The following is a 21539-nucleotide window of genomic DNA, read 5'->3' as shown; positions in this document are numbered from 1 at the left end:
GTAACTCCTTTTAATAAATGTTATTTATTTGATATGCATCATGATGTTGCGGATCGCTTCAAGCGGAGCTTTGGGCTGTCTATCATAGGTGAGCAGTCCGTTGATTTCCTGCTCGACATCCGTCAGCTGGGTATAGCAATAACCTTGGATCACCGGGGAAGTGAACATCGGGTCAACCACAGCCTTGAGCTTCATCAGGAAATCCTCTTCGTTCTCTGCCCCAGAATAACCCCAGCCCTCCCACTCACTTTTCTTGAAGGCAATTCCACCAAACTCGGATACGAGAATCGGCTGGCCTTGATACGAAGCTCCACCGACAAATATTTTGCGGTTGGCCGGCATCGCATTTACAGAAGATTCAGCCGTGGCGTATCTATCCTCCAGCACTTCCTGATGGCTCTCATAGTCATGAATAGTCACCAAATCTGTAGTCATATGCTCCCACCCATCGTTATACACAACAGGTCTCATCTCATCCAAGGATTTCGTTAAATGATACATTGCCAATCCGTGCTGCTGCTGGCGTGTATCAATCTGGACATTGGGAACCCCCCAACTCTCATTAAGCGGAACCCAGGTCAGGATACAAGGATGGTTATAGTCGCGCTCGATGATCTCCTGCCATTCCTTCGTGAAGCGGCGGACATACTCCTCGGAATATTCGTAAGCATTGGCTGCCTCACTCCATACCAGCAGGCCGAGCTTATCACACCAATACAGGAACCGGGGATCTTCTGTCTTCTGATGTTTCCTCACCCCGTTAAAGCCCATTTCCTTCGTCAGCTGGGCATCACGTTTCAGCTCTTCGTCTGTAGGTGCGGTTAGTATCCCGTCAGGGAAGTACCCCTGATCCAGCACCAGTCTCTGGAAATATGGGCGGTTATTCAAGCATAGCTTGCCATTTTCAATCGACACCTTGCGCATGCCGAAATAACTCGCCGCTTCATCAATTACTTCCTCATTCCGAAGCAATTGGAATTGAATATCATACAAATTCGGATGCTCAGGGCTCCATAAACGTCCAAGACCATGATCCGCAAAATCCCCCAAGCCGATAGCCCGCAGCTGCTCTGCATTCTTGATCATATATTGATCCTCTGCGATCACTTCACCGTCATACGATACCGTTATGCGCAGCTTGAGCGGATCAGCAGACTTAAATCCTTGCAGAAAGGTCCGAAGCCGGATTTCATTGCGGTCTATATCAGGTGTCATCATAGTTTTACTCAGATGCACTGCAGACAGCGGTTCAAGCCAGACACTCTGCCAGATTCCGGTTGTGCGGGTATAAAAGATGGCAGCAGACTGCTCCAGCCAATATTGCTTGCCCCGCGGCAAGGTGACATCGCGGCTGAAATCCTCTGCGCGCAGTATAATGGTATTATTTCCTTTGATCAGCGAAGGAGTGATATCGGCCTGAAATGGCGTATGTCCGCCTTCATGCACGGCCACCAGCTGACCATTCACCCAGACCTTTGCCAAATAATCAACGGCGCCGAAATGGAGGACAATCCGCTTCCCGTTCCAACCCTCAGGAACTTCGAAAGTTCTTCTATACCACACAACATCATGAAATGAAGGATCTTCAATTCCGCTCAGCTTGCTCTGAAACGCAAAGGGCACTTGAATAACCTGTGAAAATAAACCCTTTGTGTCCGCCCGATACCATTGTTCTTCCTCACCGACATCTTCATCATCAAACGTAAAATCCCATTCTCCATTTAGGCTAAGCCAATCCTTACGGGCAAATTGGGGTCTTGGATATTCTGGACGTGGAACGGATGTGCTGCTTGCTTCTGTCAACATGGTGTACTTCACTCCTATTAAATAATTTCTATATAAGATGAACTTGTTTTTTTGCCCACTATCCTTTAATCGAACCTACGTAAACACCTTTAACAAAATATTTTTGCAAGAAAGGATATACCATTAATATAGGAAGCGTAGAAACGACAATCGCGCAATACTTAACCAGCTCGCGGAAAGCCGTCTGGCTCTGGGCGCTATCGATGACTACCCCGCCTGCACTGCCGATCGAGGTTGCGGTTGCATCATTAGCTACTAATATTTCCTTCATTAATAGCTGCAGCGGGAACAGCTGTCTGTCCTTCAACAACACCATCGCATTAAACCATGAGTTCCAGTTCCCCACTAAATAGTATAAAAAGATTACGGCCAGCGTAGCTTTGGACAGCGGTAGAATCACATTCGTTAAAATATGGGCCTGACTTGCCCCGTCAATAGTAGCCGCCTCTTCCAATTCCTGCGGAATGGCTTGAAAGCTAGTTCGTAAAATAATAATGTTCCATGTGCTTAAAGCACTTGGCAAAATCATGGCCCACAAATTATTGTACAAACCAATATCCTTCATTAATAAGAACCAAGGAATCAACCCGCCACCAAAGAACATGGTGATTGTAATCAGGATCATGATGAAGTTTTTAAAATACAAACCTCGTCTGGACAATACATAAGCTCCCAGAATGGTCATGATCATGTTGACTAATGTGCCTAACCCTACATATATAATCGTGTTTTTATAGCCGTTGATCAGACTGTTATCTTTAAACACCAGCTTATAGCCATCCAAAGTGAACCCCAGCGGTTTCAGCAAAATCCCTTTATGAGCAATCAACATGCCGGGGTCGCTGACGGAAGCAAACAGGATATGCAGGATCGGATAAAAACACACCAAGGTTAATGCGGTCAGCAGAGTATAAAGCGTGCCGTCAAACACTCTGTCGCCGATGGATTTATGTTTTCGTCTTTTTTTCGTTTTACGCTGCAAATTATCTTTCATAGCTGTCCCTCTTTCTTACCATAAGCTGACCTCGGACCTGCGTTTGGCTATTGTATTTGTCATCCAGAGCAGCCCGAAGTTAACGATTGAGCTGACCAAGCCCACAGCCGTAGAATAACTAAGACTGGCTTCTCTTAAACCGCGACGATAAACATAAGAGGCAATAACATCCGCCGTATCATAGATCAGAGGATTGTACAGCAGGATAATCTTCTCGTACCCGGATGACATCAACCCGCCGATGGCAAAAATAAACAGAATGATGATAACTGGGCTGATCTGCGGCAGCGTAATATGCCACATTTTTTTAATCCGTCCCACTCCGTCAATTTCAGCAGCTTCATATAATGAAGTATCGATGGAACTCATCGCCGCAAGGTAGATGATGCTATCCCAGCCGATGCTCTGCCAAATGCCGGAGAAGGTATAAATCGGCCGGAAGAACGAAGAGTAGCCGAGCAGTGAAGAGTACTCTTTTCCGGTAATAAATTGCAGGATTTGCGTGATAATCCCTTCATCTGCGGCAAAGATATGAATGATCCCGCATACCACCACCAGGGAAATAAAGTGCGGCATATAGGTGATCGTTTGGACCACTTTTTTAAACTTAACCCCACGGATTTCGTTCAGCATCAAGGACAGAATAATCGGGGCTGTAAATCCAAAGGCAATCCCCCAAACATTGAGGAGAAGGGTGTTTTTAACGACCCGCCAGAAATAAGGCCCTTGGAAAAAATCAATAAAGTGCTTAAACCCTACCCACTCGCTCTGGCCAAACCCCAGCAGGGGTTTAAAATCCTTGAAGGCGATCATAACCCCCCACATCGGCCCGTAGCAGAAAATCAGGAACCATGCTACAACAGGGACGGCCAACAGATAGACAAACCAGTTCTTTTTCAAATCCTTCTTAATCACTAGCTTGGTATTTTTAGGTTTGGCGTCCTGAGGAATGGGCTTTATCGCTCTGTTTTTTCGTAATATTTCCATAAAACAACCACCTATCGTTTGTTATATCGATCTAAGGCTGCCTGATGGATACTCAAAAACTCTTCCAGTCCCATGCTCTGAGCTTCTTTCAAAAATTTATCATAGGCATCTACCGGCAGGTCTCCCATTATGATTTTTGCAAAATACTCTCCGCGCAGTGTCGACAGCTGGTTTCCAAGCTCGGCTTCCCGCGAAGCTTCATCCTTGGTAAAGGAAATAGGTGGCATAGCCATACTGGTGTCCATATTTTCAGTCCAATTCTTGCGAATGTCTCCCGAATAACTTCCTTTGGCAGCGATCAGCGGGTTGGAATGATGCTCATCCCGGATATCCGGCCAGTTGTGCATCCGGTATTTCCATAAGGTTGTCGATACGGGCTGACCTTCAGGGTCTTTAAAGATATAACTGTTCTCTGGATAATAAGGCATTCCCGTGTCATCAATCAGGTGGACCGTGCCGTATTCACCAAAGTTAATCAATTCCCAGCCCTTTTTACTGTAATTAAAATCAAGCCAAGCCATTGCCGCTTCTACATTTTTGCTTTGCGTTGTGATCGCAGCTTCGATCCCCGCTCTTTTGAAATTTTTGTACGTGGTTGCGGACTTATCTCCTTTGTTTAGAACCGGGTTCAGTGCCCCCACAAAGTCGATACCGCTTTGCTCTTTCCAATAACTCCACATCGTATCCGGAGAGTCCATCATCATCGCGGTATCTCCCGAAATGGCACTCGCCATTCTCTGGTTAAAGTCTGCCGTTGCCCAGTCCGGGTTCAGTAATCCTTCTTTGTTCCATTGCTGCATGGTGGTCAAATATTCCTTAGCTTTCGGCTGTGCTGGCCCCCAGGCCACTTTGCCATTCTCATCAAGGAACGTCCAATCCCATACTCCATATGCGCCATTTATGATGCCGGTAAAAATCTGGCCGTAAGTAGAGCCGTAATTAAGTGGTGCTTTGTATCCGACTTCCTTTGCTTTTGTCAGGAAGGTATGCCATTCATCAATCGTATTTGGAACTTCAAGCCCTGTTTTATCCAGCGCCTCTTGCTTAATCAACGTTCCAAACCAAGTCCACTCTGAATATGGGGCGATGCCATAAAAGCCAAGCAGCTTGCCGTCATCCGTGACCGTGGTTTTTCTTCTTGATTCATCCGAATTGCGCCACTTCGTATAGTTCGGAGCATTTTTCTCCATCAGATCTGTCAGATCGATATAAGCGCCGTCATTTACGCCCGCTTCAAAACCTCCCGGATAACGTCCCGGCTCAATGATAATGTCAGGCAGTTCACCGGAGGAGATCATCAGCGTGAAGGCATCCGCTTCCTGGCCGATTGGCGGCGTGATGAAGTTTACTTTGATTCCCGTTAATTGCTCCACCTGCTTCTGGACAGCATGATTGTTCATATCCGGAATATTGGAATTCGCAGGCATCCATACATCCAGAACCACATCACCTTTAACAGGATAAGCTGAGTAATCATTTGGAATGACTTCATCGAAAACGTCGCCGAGGTATGTATCATTCAAGGAATGATTAACTTCGTCGATTTGCTCTTGCGTTGGGGCTGTATTGCCGCGTATGTCTGCGCTGATATCTGTAAACTCAACCGGGTCTTTGGCTGTGCTCTCGTTCTCTTTGTTGTTGGAGCCACCGTTATCAGCCCCATTGTTTGCACTGTTGCCACTACATGCTGTTACAGTCGAAATGATCAGTATTAACACAAATAAAAGACTAAAAAAACGCTTTGCATTGTTCTTCATACTTAACCTCCCACTATAAAATATTTGCCACAACGCCTTAAGCAAATCCAAAGCTTGGAACCACGCTCCTTTTTGCCCTGTAGATAACTCCCCTTGATTAATACAGTTTTTCTGTATCTCAGATCGAATTATAAGCATCCAAAATCCATATGTCAACGCTTTCATACAATAATTTTGTAATCTTACGAACTTTTCTCAAACAAATATATGGCTACACCATCTACAAACCTATTAAAAAAACGTACTAAACATCTTGTATTTTGGCGAAAAACCCCTTATAACACAGGCGTTTTTCGTCAATTATTATCGACAGCGAATAAAAATATCTGCATTACATGAAAAGGCCATTCATTACAGTTTTTCTGTAATGAATGGCCTTTTCAATCTTGTTTTTCTGTTTTATTCTTATTCTCCCGACGGTACGGTCTGAGCAAGCGTATCCCTACAAGGAACCCCAAAATCCGGTGTGCCATCCACCTTCCACCCAAATTTCTGGATACGGGTTGCTCGCAAAGACACATCCGCTCCAGCGGAAGGAAGCGCATGATAGACTATCCAATCTTCCTTGCCATCAGGAGATCGTGTGAAGCTATTGTGCCCCGTGGCAAAAATCCCGTTCTCTACACTTTTGCAAAATACAGGCGACATTGATTTTTCCCATGACAGCGGTTGCAAAGGATCTGCCGCTTCGCTCATGGTGAGCATCCCTAGTGCATAATCCTCAGACCAAGTCGTACTTGCCGAATAAACCATGAAAATACGATTGTTGCGCCGCAAAATTACCGGACCTTCGTTAATCGCCATGCCACCTTGCTTCTCCCATGACAGAGTTGGAGCGGTAAGCAGGTGATGCTCCCCTTCCAAGGTCCAAGGATTACTCATTCGCATAATGTAAATAGCCGACCCATAATCAGGGAAATGACCATATCCCGCATACAGAAAGTACAGCTGATCCCGCAAAGACATTACTGTTCCATCCAACCCTGGGACAGGTGTCTGCAAAGCACCTCTCCATACCCACTGCCCTTCCAGCGGGTTTGCCTCTTCATTCTCCAGCACGCAAATCCGTCGTGAATCGTCGCCTCCTCCGTCATTCGCAGTGTAGTAAATGTACCATTTGTTGTCCAAATGATGAATTTCCGGCGCCCACAGATTGTAACTGTAGCTGCCCCCCGGTTCGGGAGACCAGATCACTTTCTTGTCGCCCTCCGCAAGGCCGGTCAAGGTTCTAGATCTCGTCAGCTCCAGACATTTAGCTTTTGTGGCCATAAAGTAATAATAGCCATCGGTATGTTTGAATACCCATGGGTCTCCTGAGCTTGCTACAATTGGATTTAAATAAGTTGTACGCTGTGACATTCCCTTTCCCTCCTTAGCTTTTCATCCCCGTAAAAACGATCCACCGCGGCGATAATAATACACAAATCCCGATTTTCCAGCACCTCCCATAAAATAATAACTCCCATCATACTCAGCTCTCCTAAAGTTGTCTAGAGTGGTAAATAGATACATCCGAACCCTGATCCATTTTCCAAATAAAGCACTTTCCTTTCGAAAATGAGCTTTTCCTCCACTTCCCACGCTTTGCGTCAATCGACAAACTTCACATTGTCCGGTAGAAAAAACGTGCTCTTTGTGATAGACTCACTAATAACAATGACTTCTCCGTTCATTTTAGGCGGTAACTGTTTATACCAAAACAGCGGCTTTTTTTATAGAAACGGCATCGCTTTTCTTATTGAGGAAGCAGGTCCCCGTTCTTTCTATAAACCGTATATACGCAGGTCTTTGGAGTTCATTGCGTTAATGCGACACTATATTTGATTGAAATTCATTTAGGGGGGAATGTCATTATGGCAGCCAAGAAAATGCGTTCAGACATGATTAAAAAAGGCTTTGACCGTGCTCCACACCGTAGTCTCCTGAGAGCAGCCGGAGTAAAAGAAGAAGATTTCGGAAAGCCGTTTATTGCGGTCTGCAATTCCTATATTGATATTGTTCCAGGGCATGTGCATTTGCAAGAGTTCGGTAAAATCGTTAAGGAAGCGATTCGCGAAGCTGGTGGCGTTCCTTTTGAATTCAATACGATCGGCGTAGATGACGGAATTGCTATGGGACATATCGGCATGCGTTATTCACTGCCAAGCCGCGAGATCATCGCTGACGCCTTGGAAACCGTAGTTTCCGCGCATTGGTTCGATGGCATGGTCTGCATCCCTAACTGTGATAAAATTACACCGGGCATGATGATGGGCGCACTGCGTGTTAACATCCCAACCATGTTCGTAAGCGGCGGCCCAATGAAAGCCGGCGTAGATAGTAAAGGTAACAAGCTCTCTCTGACCTCGGTATTTGAAGGCGTTGGTGCTCACCAAGTCGGCAAAATCAACGATGCAGAGTTGCTTGAATTAGAACAATTCGGTTGTCCAACTTGTGGATCTTGTTCCGGAATGTTCACTGCCAACTCCATGAACTGCCTTGCAGAAGCACTTGGACTGGCATTGCCAGGTAACGGCACAATTTTGGCTGTTGCTGATGAGCGTAGAGAATTTGTTCGCAGATCCGCAACACAACTGATGGAATTGATTAAGCTGGATCTTAAACCAAGAGATATCGTAACTAAAGAATCCCTTGATAACGCATTTGCACTGGATATGGCAATGGGTGGTTCTACTAACACAGTGCTGCACACCCTTGCATTAGCTCAAGAAGCAGGTATCGATTATCCGCTTGAACGCATTAACGAAGTTGCAAACCGTGTTCCATATCTGGCTAAGCTGGCTCCAGCTTCTGATATCTTTATCGAAGATGTGGACCGTGCGGGCGGCGTTAGTGCTGTATTGAATGAACTGCTGAAGAAACCAGGTGCTCTGTTCGGGGAATGTATGACCGTTACCGGCAAAACATTAGCCGAGAACGTAATCGGACACGAGATCCAAGATACTTCCGTAATTCATACTATCGACAACCCTTACTCCGAAAGAGGCGGTCTGGCCGTACTTTACGGAAACTTGGCTCCTGAGGGTTCTATCATCAAGGTTGGTGCAGTTGATGCTTCAGTAGGCGGATATCATAAAGGTCCTGCGATCTGCTTTGATTCCCAAGAAGCTGCACTGGAAGGTATCGCCAACGGTAAAGTTAAAGAAGGCCATGTAGTCGTTATCCGCTATGAAGGTCCTAAGGGCGGACCTGGAATGCCGGAAATGCTGGCGCCTACTTCACAAATCGTGGGTATGGGGCTGGGTGCTAAGGTCGGTCTGATTACAGACGGTCGTTTCTCGGGGGCTTCCCGCGGAATCAGTATCGGTCATATCTCTCCAGAAGCAGCTGAAGGCGGTCCGATCGCTTTTGTTGAGGATGGAGACATCATTGAACTGGATCTCAACAACCGGAAGATTGAATTGCTGGTTGAAGAAGAAGTATTAGCAGTTCGTCGTACAGGTTGGAAAGAATTCGAACCTAAAGTTAAAACTGGTTACCTGGCTCGTTACTCCAAAATGGTTACCAACGCAAGTAACGGCGCTGTGCTGAAGATCTAATCCCTTTAGCAGAAAAGAATATTAAAACAAGCAAGAGCAGTCCCACCTTAGTATTTTTACTGGCGGGCTGCTCTTTTTTTAATTATCCCAACAAAAAAATGTTCCACAACCCAACGTTGGATTGTAGAACATCTCTTTACACGTCCACTGTATAATATTTATCAATAAGATCATGAATCAATTTGTTACTGTCGCACCTGGCATTTCTACTTCCGCAACCGAATCATTAAGTGACAACGATTCTTCCTGTTGCGATTTGCGTTTTTTTGCAGTTTTCGGATGATGAGGCAGCTGTTGATTCATCTTTTTGAGCAGCTCTGAGACAGGCATCAGGATAAGCTTCGGCACAAGGACCTCGCTCCGTTCTTTAAGCCTTGCCCCACCTGCTGGATGAATCACACTTAACAGGATCCTTAAGTAAAATTTGGAGGAACGTGCGAATAAGCCATCCGGCAAATCACGTACGGTAAAGCCGAATTTCTCCGGTCCCCGGTTAATCATGCTGACTCCGTAAAGCGCTTTGGCTTCTGCAAGATCCACATCTTTGGCAATGATCTCAGCAAGAATGGGCAGATCCTTTTCCATTCTGCGGATCATTCGAATCGCTAGTTGAGCGGAAGAACGTGAATGAATTCCTAATTCGAACAACTGTTTATTATCGATGTGCAGCTCAATGACTTTGTCGCCTTTACGCAGCAGTGCTCCACCCTCGAGTTCAACCGGTTCGCCCTGATATTTCCGCATCCGATAATGCAGGAAAGGATCTGACGGAGTAATCGTTTGGAGATGAAAAAGAGCTTGAAATACCTGTTCCCAAGCTAACCAAAGTCCTACAAGCACCCGTTTACCAAAAGATAAGCGCCGGATAGGTGAAGTCTCAGCCATCTTAATCATTTCGTCAATCCGAATGCTGCGGAGTCCCCGTTTACGGGCTTCCTCCAGTGTCTGCTCAAGAGCCACAAGCATATTCCCTGGAGCATCCGCATCTGCACCCAGCGTTGTGCCGCTATCATGCAACAACATCACTTCCCCGGGATTTAGACGGGCCAGCATCTTCTCAGTAAGTTTTTCGGCGCCGAGCTTCTCACGCCAATCGCCAAACATTGCCGACCAAAGCACAATTTCAACTTGGCGTCGTTTGGAAATATCAAATAAATTGACAATGCCCCAAGGTGGACGGTAATACGTACTGCGTTCGCCAATAATATTATAAATAATATCATTCGTACGTTGAATCTGCCGGCGGACGGTTGCTGGCCGCATGAGCCAGTTCGTCTTGTGAACATAATTATGAATCCCGATGAGATGTCCCTCATCATGGATACGCTGAATAAGATCAGGATAACGTTCAGCATTAGAGCCTACTACAAAAAAGGTCGCTTTTGCATCATACCTCTTCAGTAATTCCAGCAGTAATGGTGTAAATCGAGGATCAGGTCCATCATCGAAGGTCAGAGCGAATTCATTTCGCCCAGTTCCTTTACGAAAGACACGGTAACCAAAAATCCGGCTGATCATACCAGGGATAAAAGCATAAAATGATGAGATGTAAAATAACCAGAGCAGCAAAGTCTGCATATTAATTCCCCGCTTTTCCAGAGTTGACTTTGGCTCGCCTAATGTCTGCAAGCAGAACCTGTGAAACGGCCAAGTGAAGTAGAATAAAAAAAACGTTACCCCCTATTTTAACACATGTATCAAAGAAATAGACGCTTTTAAAGTAAAATCATGTACAATGTAATCAACCTGGCATATCCACTTATAAAAAAAGGGAGTTGTTTATATCTATGCTGCCGTTATACAAAAAATATTGGCGCACATTTTTTGACATCGGATTAATTGTCCTCACGGTTTATCTAATTATGTTCTCCTTTAGTAAACTGTACCAGTTAGCTGCACCTGTATTCCTGTCTTTTTTTGTATTTTTGCTTATCGAACCCTTGGCCCGTTTCTTGAACCGTCGTGGTCTTGGTAAACCTTTTGCCTCCGCCATTTCAGTATTGCTCTTTCTGATTCTGCTGTTAGGCACATTATTTGGTGCCGGTCTACTGATTACGATCCAGGCCCTTCACTTCCAAGAGAACCTCCCTAAATATACATATGTGGTGCAGCAGCATTTTGTGGAGACCACGACCTACCTGCAGCAAAAAATAGATAACTTGCCACCCGATATTACGAACAAGGTCAACGGATACTTTAAAGATGCCACGGATGTCCTAACAGGATGGCTGATTACTTTTCTAAAATATATGGCCGGTATTCTTGGCTCCTTCTCCACCTTCATGGCCAATTTCGGGATAGCCATCATTTTGGCATTTTTCCTTAGCATGGAGATCAAAGATTGGCGTAAAATCGCGCATGACAAAATGCCAAAAACTTTTAAGAACGCCTTTGCCTTTTTACAAGGCAATGTTTTTAAAGCCATCGGGTCCTATTTAAAAGCACAACTTATTCTGATCAGCATTACTTTTGTCATAGTTCTAGTCGGCTTATTTATTCTGCGAACCGGCAACGAAATCACAATGGCATTAGTCTGCGCGGTATTTGATGTTTTGCCGCTTCTTGGCGTGACCACAATTTTAGTCCCTTGGATCATCTATTTGTTCATCGTGGGCAATACTTCACTGGCTATTGGATTAATTATTCTCCTTGCCATTGTACTAATTGTTAGACAGCTGCTTGAGCCGAAGATTACCGGGAATTCGATTGGCGTATCCTCAGCTTTCCTTATGCTGTCGTTCGTCATTCTGTCCACATCTGCTTTCGGTATGGCCGGTCTGATCCTGTCGCCGATTCTGCTTATTCTGATAAAAGAACTGATTCAACAAGGGTATCTTCAGAGCTGGATCTATCTTCCGCAAGAGGAATTTATCGTTTCGCCCTTTGCTGCTAACGGTCCAGCTTCCAATCATACCAGCTCTGCGCCACCACCTGAACCTCAAGCTCCAGAGGGAACCGATGATAGTAAATCCAACACTTGACCAAACAGCTTAACCGCTAGATGTGAACTGTCCGGAGCAACGTTCTCAACCGCTACCGACACAGCATATCTGGGATGATCCACCGGCCCATAGCCGATAAACCATTGATTGTTACGCGGCACACCCTTAACAAGGGTTTGTGCCGTACCTGATTTCCCGGCAACCGGCCATTTCGTACTCTGCAGACTTGTGCCGGTTCCATCCGTAACAACTTTACGCATCCAGGACAGCAGCTGGCGGGCTGTAGATTCTGAGATCCTCCCTGCAGTTGAAGGGGAAAGATGACCCGGCAGATCCTCTAGCTTTTGACCATTTGCAAAGGTCACACGCTGGAGAATTCTTGGCGCTCTCACTTCCCCTCCATGCAGTAACGTCACTACCAGGTTGGCTGCCTGAAGTGGTGTCACTTGCACATCTCGCTGCCCAATGGCCGTCTGCACTCTGGCGCCTGGATCATCCGGCAGCAAAGAAGTGAAGATCGTCCCCTTCTGCTCACCGGATAGTGGCTTAAGAACTGGAAAACCAAGCGTATTCTCCGCTTGCCAGCTAATATCTCTTCCGAGCCCCAGCGCGAGTGCTGTCGCTTGAAGCTGCGCCCCACCTAAGCGCTCTGCCAGCGCAGCAAATACTGTATTACAGGACACGGCGAACCCTTGCGCCAGCGTGAGGGCGCCGTGTCCTTTTCCTTTTAGACAAGATAATCCATATTTCTCATATTGCCCTGAACAATAGAAGAGCTCATCCGCCGAGGTGACCCCGGCTTCTAGTGCCGCTGCTGCTGTGACGATTTTGAAGATTGATCCAGGTACGGCAGCCTGCAGCGCCCGGTTATTCCACTCTCCCCCTTCAGGGGATATCTTCTCTGGGTCGTAAAAAGGTAAAGATACCATGGCTTCAATATCTCCCGTTCCGGTGTCTAACACCACCACGGCTCCTTCCTCCATTCCAGCTTTGACAGCTAACTCCTCTATTTGTTCCTGAAGCTTTTTATCAATCGTTGTATATAAAGACAGCGGATAATACGGATTGCCCGGGGCCCGCACTTGAATGGGACTGCCCGGGACACGTTGCCCGCGCGCATCAACCTGAGCGTATGCCTCAGTATGCCCGACGCCTCGAAGCAACGGCTCCAGGGTCTTTTCTAACCCGTCCGTTCCTGTCATCGGAATTCTCAGCCCCGATGGCGATGCCTTCCCATCAGTGTTTGGGACCGCTTCCGATAAATATCCAAGCCACTGCCGTCCAGTTGAATTTCCATCATATCTGCGAGCAAAGGGAAGCACGCCTACTCCGTCGATCCCCAGCGCACTCACTTCTTTTGCTTGTGCGGATGTAAGTGCGAGCGGTCCTTTTCCCACTGAGGATGGCCAAAGCAGAGGTTCTTTAAGGGAAGAGCGCTTGTTTAGCAATTGCTCATAACTCACTCCAAGGATAGCTGCCAATCGGTGCATGGACTCAGCTTCTTCGTATACAACCTTCGTCACGGTATTCCTAGCCTTCGCCTCTTGAGGAAAAAAAGCAGCCGTCCAAATGGTTTCCCCGGCAAGGGGTTCACTCTTTCGGTCATACAGGCGCCCCCGCCCAGTATTCAATACAGTCTCCCGTTCGCTTTGAATTTCCGCCATCTTTGCAAGTGTATATTTCGTTCCAGGGACCGTCTGTTCCTTCATAAACAGTTGAATCCACGCCAGCCTAAGGACCAACACGGCTACCACTGAACATAAAATAATCAGTCCGCCGAGTATGCGTCTGTGGACATTATTGTGCAATCCCATTCCTCCTGACTGACGTTCATAGCCTTTATTATGTCCCACCCGCTGGATTATTTACACTCATGCTTAGTTAGCTATTTTATAACCTTTTGAATAGCACAAAGACCAGTCCCAAATAATTGGAGACTGGTCTTTGTATTGAAAATAATTACTGAGGTTATGCAAGGTTACAAATTAAACTTGGACAGTTTTTCTTGCAACTGCCGGGACGCATGCTCAAGCTGCTCAGACAGCTCCACTAAATGATCACTCACACTTTGTTGCTCCCCGCTAAGCGAAGCCACTTCTTGCGAAGCTGCTGATGATTCCTCTGCAATGGAGCTGATGTTGCCCATGGAATTTGACAGCACCTGTTGGGATTGGCTCAAGCTATCCATCGATAAAGCAACAGATTCCAAGCGTGTAATAAAATGACGCATCTGATCCTGTACAGATACGAAGATATCGCTAGTGCTCTCCACTGAAGTCACCTGCTGATTAAAAAGAGGGGCTACTTCCGAGAGAACACCTACGGTCTCGTTCATATCCTTCATAATGGTGTCTGTTATATTAGCCACCACAGCAATGGAATCTTTGGACTGATCTGCAAGCTGGCGTATTTCATCGGCCACTACCATAAATCCCCGGCCGGACTCCCCTGCCCTTGCCGCTTCTATCGTTGCATTTAGAGACAAAATATTCGTCTGCTGTGTAATATTCTGCATAACATCAAGCACCTTCATCACTGATGATGTGGTGTCTTGCAGCTCATTCACTTTCAACACGAGCTTATTCGTCATATCGCCCGTCTTATTGGTTTTGCCAAGCAGCTCTTTTAACTCATTAAAACCTTCTTCACTAAGCACGCCGATACTATGTGCGGTATGATCCATCTCATGCGTAGCTGAGTTCACTTTGTTCATTTGCACCGAAATTTGCCCCGTAAGCTCGTTGCCCTGGTCCGCCTCCAAAGCCAGGCTGCCTGAACCTCCGGCAATTTCTTCTGTTGCAGCGGCAATCTCTTTGGCGGCCATCGCTGTCTTACGCGATACCCCACTAAGTTCATTGGCCGTTTCCATTACCTTTCGAGCCGTTTCATTAGTATGGATAACCAGTTCTGTGATCCGTTCCATCATCCTATTAAAGGAACCCGATAACTGACCTATTTCATCTCGTGAGGTAATCTCCGTGCGTACTCCAAGATTCCCATCTGCCCCCTTAGACATTAAATCTTTAAGCCGGGTCAAGGGCTTGGATACCATTCTGTACATCCAGTAACCAATTAGAATGGCGACAATAGCAGCCACCGCAACAATAATATATGTAGTTTTTAGAATACGAAGTGCGTCTTTCGTAAGATTCTCAGCCGGAACAACACCAAGCAATCTCCAGCTGGAGCTTTCCATCGTCCCATACACAGCTAGTATGGATTTCCCTTTCTCATCCTTCGTTGGCAATGACCCCGCCTCATGCTCCAAACCATGAAGAAGGGTCCCTCCCAGACTGAGATAAGTATCTGTTCCTACTTGCTGGGACGATGCGATCAATTCATCCTTATCCGTCAGCAATTGCATGTAAGAGCTGGGTCCGAGATCAACTTTACGAAGCTGATTTTCTAATTCACTAATTCTAATATCACAGATAATTATGTATCCCGGGCTTTGTGTATCCCCAGCTATCGATTGTGCCAAATGAAACATACCCGAAGTATTTCCTTCTTGTTCTTGTACTGTCCGGGGAATCCACAGTGTTTGTGGTTCCTCTTCAAGCTGCTTGAACCATGATGATTCTCTGAATTCCTTGATAAAAGCGTTGTCTTTTGATCCCGCTGAAGAAGTGGGGACTTCCTGATTCATCGGGATGAGGTATACAGCTTCTACCCCCTTTGATGCGGTCAGCCAGGCATTCAGCTCGGCGCTAATCTGGTTAGACTGCAAATTACGTTCCTCATTACTTGTAGTGGGATTATTCCCTTGTTTGAGTGCATCCTGAATCTCATTGTTGTAAAGAATTCTTCCTAGGCCGTCCTCATAACGCAATAATTCAACATCAAACTTCTCTGCAGCTTGGACGACTGTCTGTTGATTGGCTGACAGCGCGTTATTCTCGATCGTTTGCTCAGCTACGGAATAGGAAATGTAGCCAAGTGAGAGAACGAGCACCATTGTTGAGATGAAGAAGATGAGAAAAAGCCGCACCCCAATCGATTTGGCAGGGTGCAGCTGGAAATGCGCCTTTTCTTTTTTTGCTTGCGACTTCATCAATTGTTCACCACCGTTGTCTTCAGTTATGCCTGCTGGCTTATCTCTTACAAGGTCATGAACAATTCCAACGCCCGATCGGCAAGATATGGTAAATACTCATGACCGTACTCATAATAAACCATAAGCTCTTTGGACGCTAGTATTTTATTGTATGCGGCAAATTGAGTTGAAGGTGGACAAATCGTATCGGATAACCCGGTAACCCACAGTACTTTAGCCTGAATTCTTTCCGCAAGATTCTGAATATCGATATAGCCGAGCCTATTAAAAATCTCATCCTCACGCAAATGATGGGGATCAAAAAACCGGAAATAATAGTTGATCTCCTCATAAGCTGAGGTGGTAATATCCAGTTCCCAAGCACGTTTATAATCTGAAAGGAAGGGATACACAGGCAAGGCTATTTTTAAGCGAGGCTCTAATGCTGCACAAGCGACAGTCAGCGCTCCACCTTGAGATAGTCCAAAGGCACCTACACGCTCAGGATCAACTTCATCCATAGACATCAGAACTCGGGCAGTCTGTGCCGTATCCAAAAACACATTGCGATAATAAAGGTTATCTGGATTAGGATCATCAATCCCTCGAATGATATGTCCACGTATCGTGGTGCCCTTTACGGTAAGATTATCTTCGGAGAGGCCGCCCTGTCCGCGACAATCCATCGCCAGGACGCTAATCCCGTGGGCAGCATAAGCCACCTTCTCCATCCAATCCCCGCTGTCACAGGAGTACCCATGGAACATCACTACACCGGGGCCTCTTTTATGTACGTTTTTCTTCGGTCTTACATATTTGCAATGGATTCTTGCACCGCCAACTCCGGTAAAATACAAATGGAAACACTCCGCAAGCTCACTGACAAACTCCGCCGGCTCCAGTTCATAATCCAGTCGCTGTGCATCCAGATCACGCAATGCCCGCTCCCAAAATTGCTCGAAATCATCCGGCTTTGGACTACTTCCGTTATATTCCTTTAACTGTGACAAATTCATGTCGCTTCCCAAAATATTGTTCCTCCTTAAGTTATGTAACGATATTGTTCGCTTGCTGTTCGTAACCGCGAAGCATCGTTACAGTTACTAGGCTAGATAGAAACGGAAAACCCCATATGGGTTTTCCGTTGATGTATGGATATCTACGAGGGGGTAGTTGCGATGGGATAGTGAGATGGGATAGTGGGATGGGTTAGTTGCGTTTTCTGCGACTGAATAGTTTAATTGCAGCTCTGAGCTGGATAGTTGCACTTTGTGCAGCTATATTTCAGCTGAATATGTGTGTTTTCCTCTTAGTTGCACTTTGTACAACTAAAAAACAGTAAAAGGAGCTTTTGGAGGTTACTTGGCTGATATAGTTGCACGAAGTGCAATTATATCGCCTAGTAACCAAAGAAATGTTAGTTTAAGTGCACAGAGTGCAACTATTTACATCGAAGTCCTAGAGTAACTAAGCAACAGAGTAGCAGAATCACCAACAGATCCACATTCACCACTCACTCGCTGCTTGCCTATTACCTTCACAACTAATCATATTCTACGTGCCTATAACCTTCTTTTTACCTCTACAACCCCTCACATTCCACTTATCCGCTATCTTCTTATTACTTCTACAACTAATCATATTCCACGTACCAACTACCTTCTTATTACCTCTACAACTACTCACATTCCACTTATCCGCTATCTTCTTATTACCTCCACAACTAATCACACTCCACGTACCTACTACCTTCTTATTACCTCTACAACCACTCACATTCCACTTATCCGCTATCTTCCTCTTACCTCCACAACACCCACATTTTCCACCTTGCCTATTAACTTTTTTATAATCGGCACAGTAACAGCTTCTGGCTGAATAGTTGCACTTTGTGCAGCTATTACAGCTGAATATGTGTGTTTTCTCTCTTAGTTGCACTTTGTACAGCTAAAAAACGGCAAAAGGAGCTTTTGGAGGTTACTTGGCTGATATAGTTGCACGAAGTGCAATTATATCGCCTAGTAACCAAAGAAATGTTAGTTTAAGTGCACAGAGTGCAACTATTTACGTCAGAGCCATAGAGTTGCACTTTGTGCAGCTATTACAGCGGAATATGTCTTTTTCCCCTTTTAGTTGCACTTTGTACAACTAAAAAACATTAAAAGGAGCTTTTGAAGGTTACTTGGCTGATACAGTTGCACAAAGTGCAACTATATCACCTAGTAACCAAAGAAATGTTAGTTTAAGTGCACAGAGTGCAACTATTTACGTTAGAGCCATTGAGTAGCAAAGCCATGGAGTAACCAAGCCACAGAGTAACTAAGCAACAGACTGACAAAGCCGCCAACAGAGCCGAATTCCCCCTCACCTGCTACTTATCTATTACAAGCAATATTGAGTTGTTCTGTTGCACATTCTGCAACAGAACGGAGGCCGCACATGGCAACCTCCGCACTGAGCACACTTAACAACACCAATCCCAACACTTCTTTCGAACTCTACGCTACGCAATTCTCTGGACAAGCAAGCTCTCTGCAAATATAGGTTATTAAGTCCAACTAGATTTTGCCTAAACCTGCATCATCGCCAACCTCTTCATGAGTTTCGATGACATAGTTGACGATTTCATTAACCGTTGTATAAGCAACGCCTACATAAGTATCAGCAGCGCCATAATAAATGGTGATACGGCCGGTTTCTGCATCATGCAGTGTGGCACATGGGAACAGGACGTTATTCACAAAACCTCTTTCCTCATACCATTCTTCTGGCGTTAATACAAAGTTTTTCGAGCGATATTTTACTTTTGAGGGCTCATTGATATCCAAAATAACCGCCCCCATGCTATACACAAGACCGTTGCAGGTTCCAGTTACGCCATGGTAGAACATCAACCAGCCTTCAGTAGTTTCAATCGGCGCTGGTCCGCCACCAATTTTGACACTTTGCCACCAGCCTTGACCACCCTTGGTCATTACATGGCGATGTTTTCCCCAATATACGAAGTCAGGGCTCTCACTAAGGAACACATCACCAAATGGCGTATGGCCACTGTCACTTGGACGGGACAACATCACGAAGTTATTGTTGATTTTTCTAGGGAACAGTACGCCGTTCCGGTTGAATGGCAGGAATGGGTTTTCCAAGCTGATAAATGTTTTGAAATCTTGTGTTTTAGCTACACCAATAGCTGCGCCGTAGAAATCTGTACACCAGATAATATAAAATGTATCTTCAACCTTCACCAGACGTGGATCGTAAGCATAACGCGGCTGATAAGGATTACCTTCTTCATCTATAAATCGGATCGGCTCATCATCGATTTTCCAATCCAAACCATCCACACTATGTCCCATACGCAGATGCGGACGAGTCGTGTTATCTTCTACACGAAATACACCAATAAAACTGCCTTCATACGCAGCAACCGCACTATTGAAAATACGGGCTACACCTTTTGCAGGATTTCTTTTGATAACCGGGTTATCATTATGTCTCCAAATCGGATTCTCGTAGCCAGCAGGCTTTTCTTGCCAAGGCATGTTCGGGATGTTAATTGCACTTGCTCCAACCAATTTTACTTCACTCATTAGTATTCCCTCCAAATGTATGCAACTTTTCAGTATGCTATTTTATCTAGTACTGTTATTAAATTTACTGTTGAACTCACTTTACAGAACCTTGCGAAAAACCATTGTAGATATATTTTTGCAAGGCGGTAAACACAACCAATGTAGGTATAATTGCGATCATAATCGCCGCACATATTACTTCCCACTGCGATCCATATGGACCTTTAAACTTAAAGAGTGCTGTGGAGATCGTTTGCAGATCTGTTTTCGGCATATAAAGGAAAGGGGTGTAAAAATCGTTATAAATATTAACACCCTTCACGATCACTACAGTTACAATCGCCGGCTTCAACAATGGCAAAATAATTCTCCAATAAATCGTCCAATACGAAGCTCCGTCCAGCATCGCGGATTCATCTAGTGACTCGGAGATCGAATCCAAAAACTGCATGAAGATATAAACAGCGATAATATCCGTGCCCAAGTACATAACGATTGGCGCCCATCTGGTATTAAATAATCCCAAGTGATTGATGATTTGGAAAGTAGCCACTTGTGTAGTTACGCCTGGAATCAGGGTAGCAATCAGGAACATACTAATTAGGATCTTACTGCCTTTAAATTTGAAGCGCGATAAAATATAAGCCATCATCGAACCCGTCAACGTGGCACCCGCAATAGAAATCACAACGATAATGACAGTATTTTTAAAACCGAGCAGCATTTTCCCGTCTACAAAAGCCTTTGTGTAGTTGGAGAAATTCAACCAATTCTCTGGCAGCGTTAACGGTCCGGTAGAAGCATATTCCGTTCCGGTCTTTAATGAAGCGAAAAACACGACCACGATAGGTATCAAAGCTACAAGTGCTCCCAAAATCAAGGTGAGATATTTGAATATACTAGCAGTGGTATATTTTACAGAATGCATAGTTTATTTCTCCTCCTTGATCAGAACGCGCTGCAAAATAGTAACTATGATAACAATACCCAGCAATACCACGGCCATCGCCGATGCCAAACCAACCTTGCTGTATTTGAAAGCTACATCGACCGTCTGAATAACGAATGTACTACTTCCGTTTGATCCGCCTGTCATGACGTATGGAATTTCGAATACCCCAATGGCGCCACTAACCGCAAGAATCAAGTTCAATTGCAGAATACGTTTAATGCTTGGCAAAATAATATGCATAAACTGATGCCATCTGTTTGCACCGTCAATTTCAGCGGCCTCATAGATATCCTTACCGATAGAAGAAATAGCTCCAAGGAAAATCAGGAAGTTCATTCCCATGTATCTCCACAGTGATGCACCTGCGAGCGAGAAGTTAATCAAATTAGGATTCAGTAGCCACTTCTGCTGCAGACTGCCAAGCCCAATCAGATTAAGAATCGTATCTAGCGTTCCATCTGGTTTGAAGAAGAAGAGAAAGATAAAACCGATCGCTACACCGTTTAGCAAGGTCGGGAAGAACAAAATCCCTTTAAACAAGTTTTTCATGCGAACACTAAAGCTTAAGATGGTTGCAAAATACAAAGCAAGTGCCATCTGAATAAAAGTGGTAAAGAAATAATACAAGCTGACCTTAAACACAGAAAAATACTCAGGTTTTGTAAAAATGGTCTTGTAGTTTTCTAAACCGACATATTCCATATTTTTGCTTAATCCATTCCAACTGGTGAAGCTGTACCGAAACATACTGATGACTGGATAATAAGCGAATGTGAGCAGCAATAATATCGGCACTAATGAGAATAAGATGATGATAGCGATTCTTTGATTTTTATAACTCAAATTTGAAAACTTAAACACCCGATACACCTCCAGAAAAAGCATCCTCATTTATTTAAGACTCGTTTAAATGTGAAGGGGGAAATGCTTGTTAGCATATCCCCTCCCACATTCACT

Annotated in this window: 14 protein-coding genes; 2 read left to right on the top strand and 12 right to left on the bottom strand. The window is 45.1% G+C overall.

From position 1 onward, the window contains the following. Window positions 1–24 precede the first annotated feature (24 nt). The 5 genes from NSQ50_RS07810 to NSQ50_RS07790 all read right to left on the bottom strand — a co-directional run bounded on the left by NSQ50_RS07810 (window position 25) and on the right by NSQ50_RS07790 (window position 6903). Complete coding sequence (locus NSQ50_RS07810) at window positions 25–1806, bottom strand: glycoside hydrolase family 2 protein (protein ID WP_076224436.1); 1782 nt, start codon at window positions 1804–1806, stop codon at window positions 25–27. A 58-nt stretch (window positions 1807–1864) separates the two neighbouring features. After that, entirely contained in the window at window positions 1865–2800 is a 936-nt protein-coding gene (locus NSQ50_RS07805) for a carbohydrate ABC transporter permease (protein WP_036680976.1), read from the bottom strand. Between the two features lie 15 nt (window positions 2801–2815). Then, the gene (locus NSQ50_RS07800) at window positions 2816–3787 is read right to left on the bottom strand and encodes an ABC transporter permease (RefSeq protein ID WP_036680973.1); all 972 of its coding nucleotides are present in this window, start codon (window positions 3785–3787) and stop codon (window positions 2816–2818) included. A gap of 11 nt (window positions 3788–3798) precedes the next feature. Further along, complete coding sequence (locus NSQ50_RS07795) at window positions 3799–5544, bottom strand: extracellular solute-binding protein (protein ID WP_036680971.1); 1746 nt, start codon at window positions 5542–5544, stop codon at window positions 3799–3801. Window positions 5545–5949: 405 nt separating this feature from the next. Further along, window positions 5950–6903, bottom strand: a complete 954-nt coding sequence (locus NSQ50_RS07790; RefSeq protein WP_036680969.1) for a glycoside hydrolase family 43 protein — start codon at window positions 6901–6903, stop codon at window positions 5950–5952. A gap of 494 nt (window positions 6904–7397) precedes the next feature. Here NSQ50_RS07790 and ilvD point away from each other — a divergent pair, with 494 nt between their 5' ends. Next, entirely contained in the window at window positions 7398–9083 is a 1686-nt protein-coding gene (gene ilvD / locus NSQ50_RS07785; RefSeq protein WP_036680967.1) for a dihydroxy-acid dehydratase, read from the top strand. Between the two features lie 177 nt (window positions 9084–9260). On the opposite strand, the gene NSQ50_RS07780 is transcribed toward ilvD, so the two are convergent. Further along, a complete protein-coding gene (locus tag NSQ50_RS07780) occupies window positions 9261–10661 on the bottom strand; it encodes a polysaccharide deacetylase family protein (protein WP_038569525.1) in 1401 nt (466 codons plus the stop codon). A gap of 209 nt (window positions 10662–10870) precedes the next feature. Here NSQ50_RS07780 and NSQ50_RS07775 point away from each other — a divergent pair, with 209 nt between their 5' ends. Continuing rightward, entirely contained in the window at window positions 10871–12064 is a 1194-nt protein-coding gene (locus NSQ50_RS07775; protein WP_076224439.1) for an AI-2E family transporter, read from the top strand. Here NSQ50_RS07775 and NSQ50_RS07770 read toward each other — a convergent pair. The 6 genes from NSQ50_RS07770 to NSQ50_RS07745 form a co-directional block, all read right to left on the bottom strand. Continuing rightward, a complete protein-coding gene (locus tag NSQ50_RS07770) occupies window positions 12022–13833 on the bottom strand; it encodes a peptidoglycan D,D-transpeptidase FtsI family protein (RefSeq protein WP_370511389.1) in 1812 nt (603 codons plus the stop codon). The two genes, NSQ50_RS07775 and NSQ50_RS07770, sit on opposite strands and share 43 nt — an antisense overlap. Before the next feature lie 170 nt (window positions 13834–14003). Then, window positions 14004–16076: a methyl-accepting chemotaxis protein gene (locus NSQ50_RS07765; RefSeq protein ID WP_081386571.1), complete on the bottom strand. Its 2073-nt coding sequence runs from the start codon at window positions 16074–16076 to the stop codon at window positions 14004–14006. A gap of 47 nt (window positions 16077–16123) precedes the next feature. Next, window positions 16124–17086 carry an acetylxylan esterase gene (locus NSQ50_RS07760; protein ID WP_143760523.1) on the bottom strand — a complete coding sequence of 321 codons (963 nt, stop codon included), beginning with the start codon at window positions 17084–17086 and terminating at the stop codon, window positions 16124–16126. Between the two features lie 1530 nt (window positions 17087–18616). Beyond that, a complete protein-coding gene (locus tag NSQ50_RS07755; protein WP_076224446.1) occupies window positions 18617–19648 on the bottom strand; it encodes a glycoside hydrolase family 130 protein in 1032 nt (343 codons plus the stop codon). Between the two features lie 76 nt (window positions 19649–19724). Then, window positions 19725–20558: a carbohydrate ABC transporter permease gene (locus tag NSQ50_RS07750; protein ID WP_036675551.1), complete on the bottom strand. Its 834-nt coding sequence runs from the start codon at window positions 20556–20558 to the stop codon at window positions 19725–19727. 3 nt (window positions 20559–20561) lie between these two features. Next, window positions 20562–21443, bottom strand: coding sequence for a carbohydrate ABC transporter permease (locus NSQ50_RS07745; RefSeq protein ID WP_036675555.1), 882 nt, complete (start codon window positions 21441–21443; stop codon window positions 20562–20564). Window positions 21444–21539 lie beyond the last annotated feature (96 nt).

The organism is Paenibacillus sp. FSL R10-2788, from assembly GCF_038003885.1.
Taxonomy (GTDB): Bacteria; Bacillota; Bacilli; order Paenibacillales; family Paenibacillaceae; genus Paenibacillus_AQ; species Paenibacillus_AQ odorifer.
Note: the sequence above shows the minus strand (reverse complement) of the source record. Positions and strands in the feature narration are given on the sequence as shown.

What these genes read in the sequence shown, in the direction of transcription:
- NSQ50_RS07765 (WP_081386571.1), bottom strand. Translation starts at nt 16,076, where the DNA reads ATGAAGTCGCAAGCAAAAAAAGAAAAGGCGCATTTCCAGCTGCACCCT.
- NSQ50_RS07810 (WP_076224436.1), bottom strand. Translation starts at nt 1,806, where the DNA reads ATGTTGACAGAAGCAAGCAGCACATCCGTTCCACGTCCAGAATATCCA.
- NSQ50_RS07790 (WP_036680969.1), bottom strand. Translation starts at nt 6,903, where the DNA reads ATGTCACAGCGTACAACTTATTTAAATCCAATTGTAGCAAGCTCAGGA.
- NSQ50_RS07755 (WP_076224446.1), bottom strand. Translation starts at nt 19,648, where the DNA reads ATGAGTGAAGTAAAATTGGTTGGAGCAAGTGCAATTAACATCCCGAAC.
- NSQ50_RS07805 (WP_036680976.1), bottom strand. Translation starts at nt 2,800, where the DNA reads ATGAAAGATAATTTGCAGCGTAAAACGAAAAAAAGACGAAAACATAAA.
- NSQ50_RS07775 (WP_076224439.1), top strand. Translation starts at nt 10,871, where the DNA reads ATGCTGCCGTTATACAAAAAATATTGGCGCACATTTTTTGACATCGGA.
- NSQ50_RS07795 (WP_036680971.1), bottom strand. Translation starts at nt 5,544, where the DNA reads ATGAAGAACAATGCAAAGCGTTTTTTTAGTCTTTTATTTGTGTTAATA.
- NSQ50_RS07750 (WP_036675551.1), bottom strand. Translation starts at nt 20,558, where the DNA reads ATGCATTCTGTAAAATATACCACTGCTAGTATATTCAAATATCTCACC.
- NSQ50_RS07800 (WP_036680973.1), bottom strand. Translation starts at nt 3,787, where the DNA reads ATGGAAATATTACGAAAAAACAGAGCGATAAAGCCCATTCCTCAGGAC.
- NSQ50_RS07780 (WP_038569525.1), bottom strand. Translation starts at nt 10,661, where the DNA reads ATGCAGACTTTGCTGCTCTGGTTATTTTACATCTCATCATTTTATGCT.
- ilvD (WP_036680967.1), top strand. Translation starts at nt 7,398, where the DNA reads ATGGCAGCCAAGAAAATGCGTTCAGACATGATTAAAAAAGGCTTTGAC.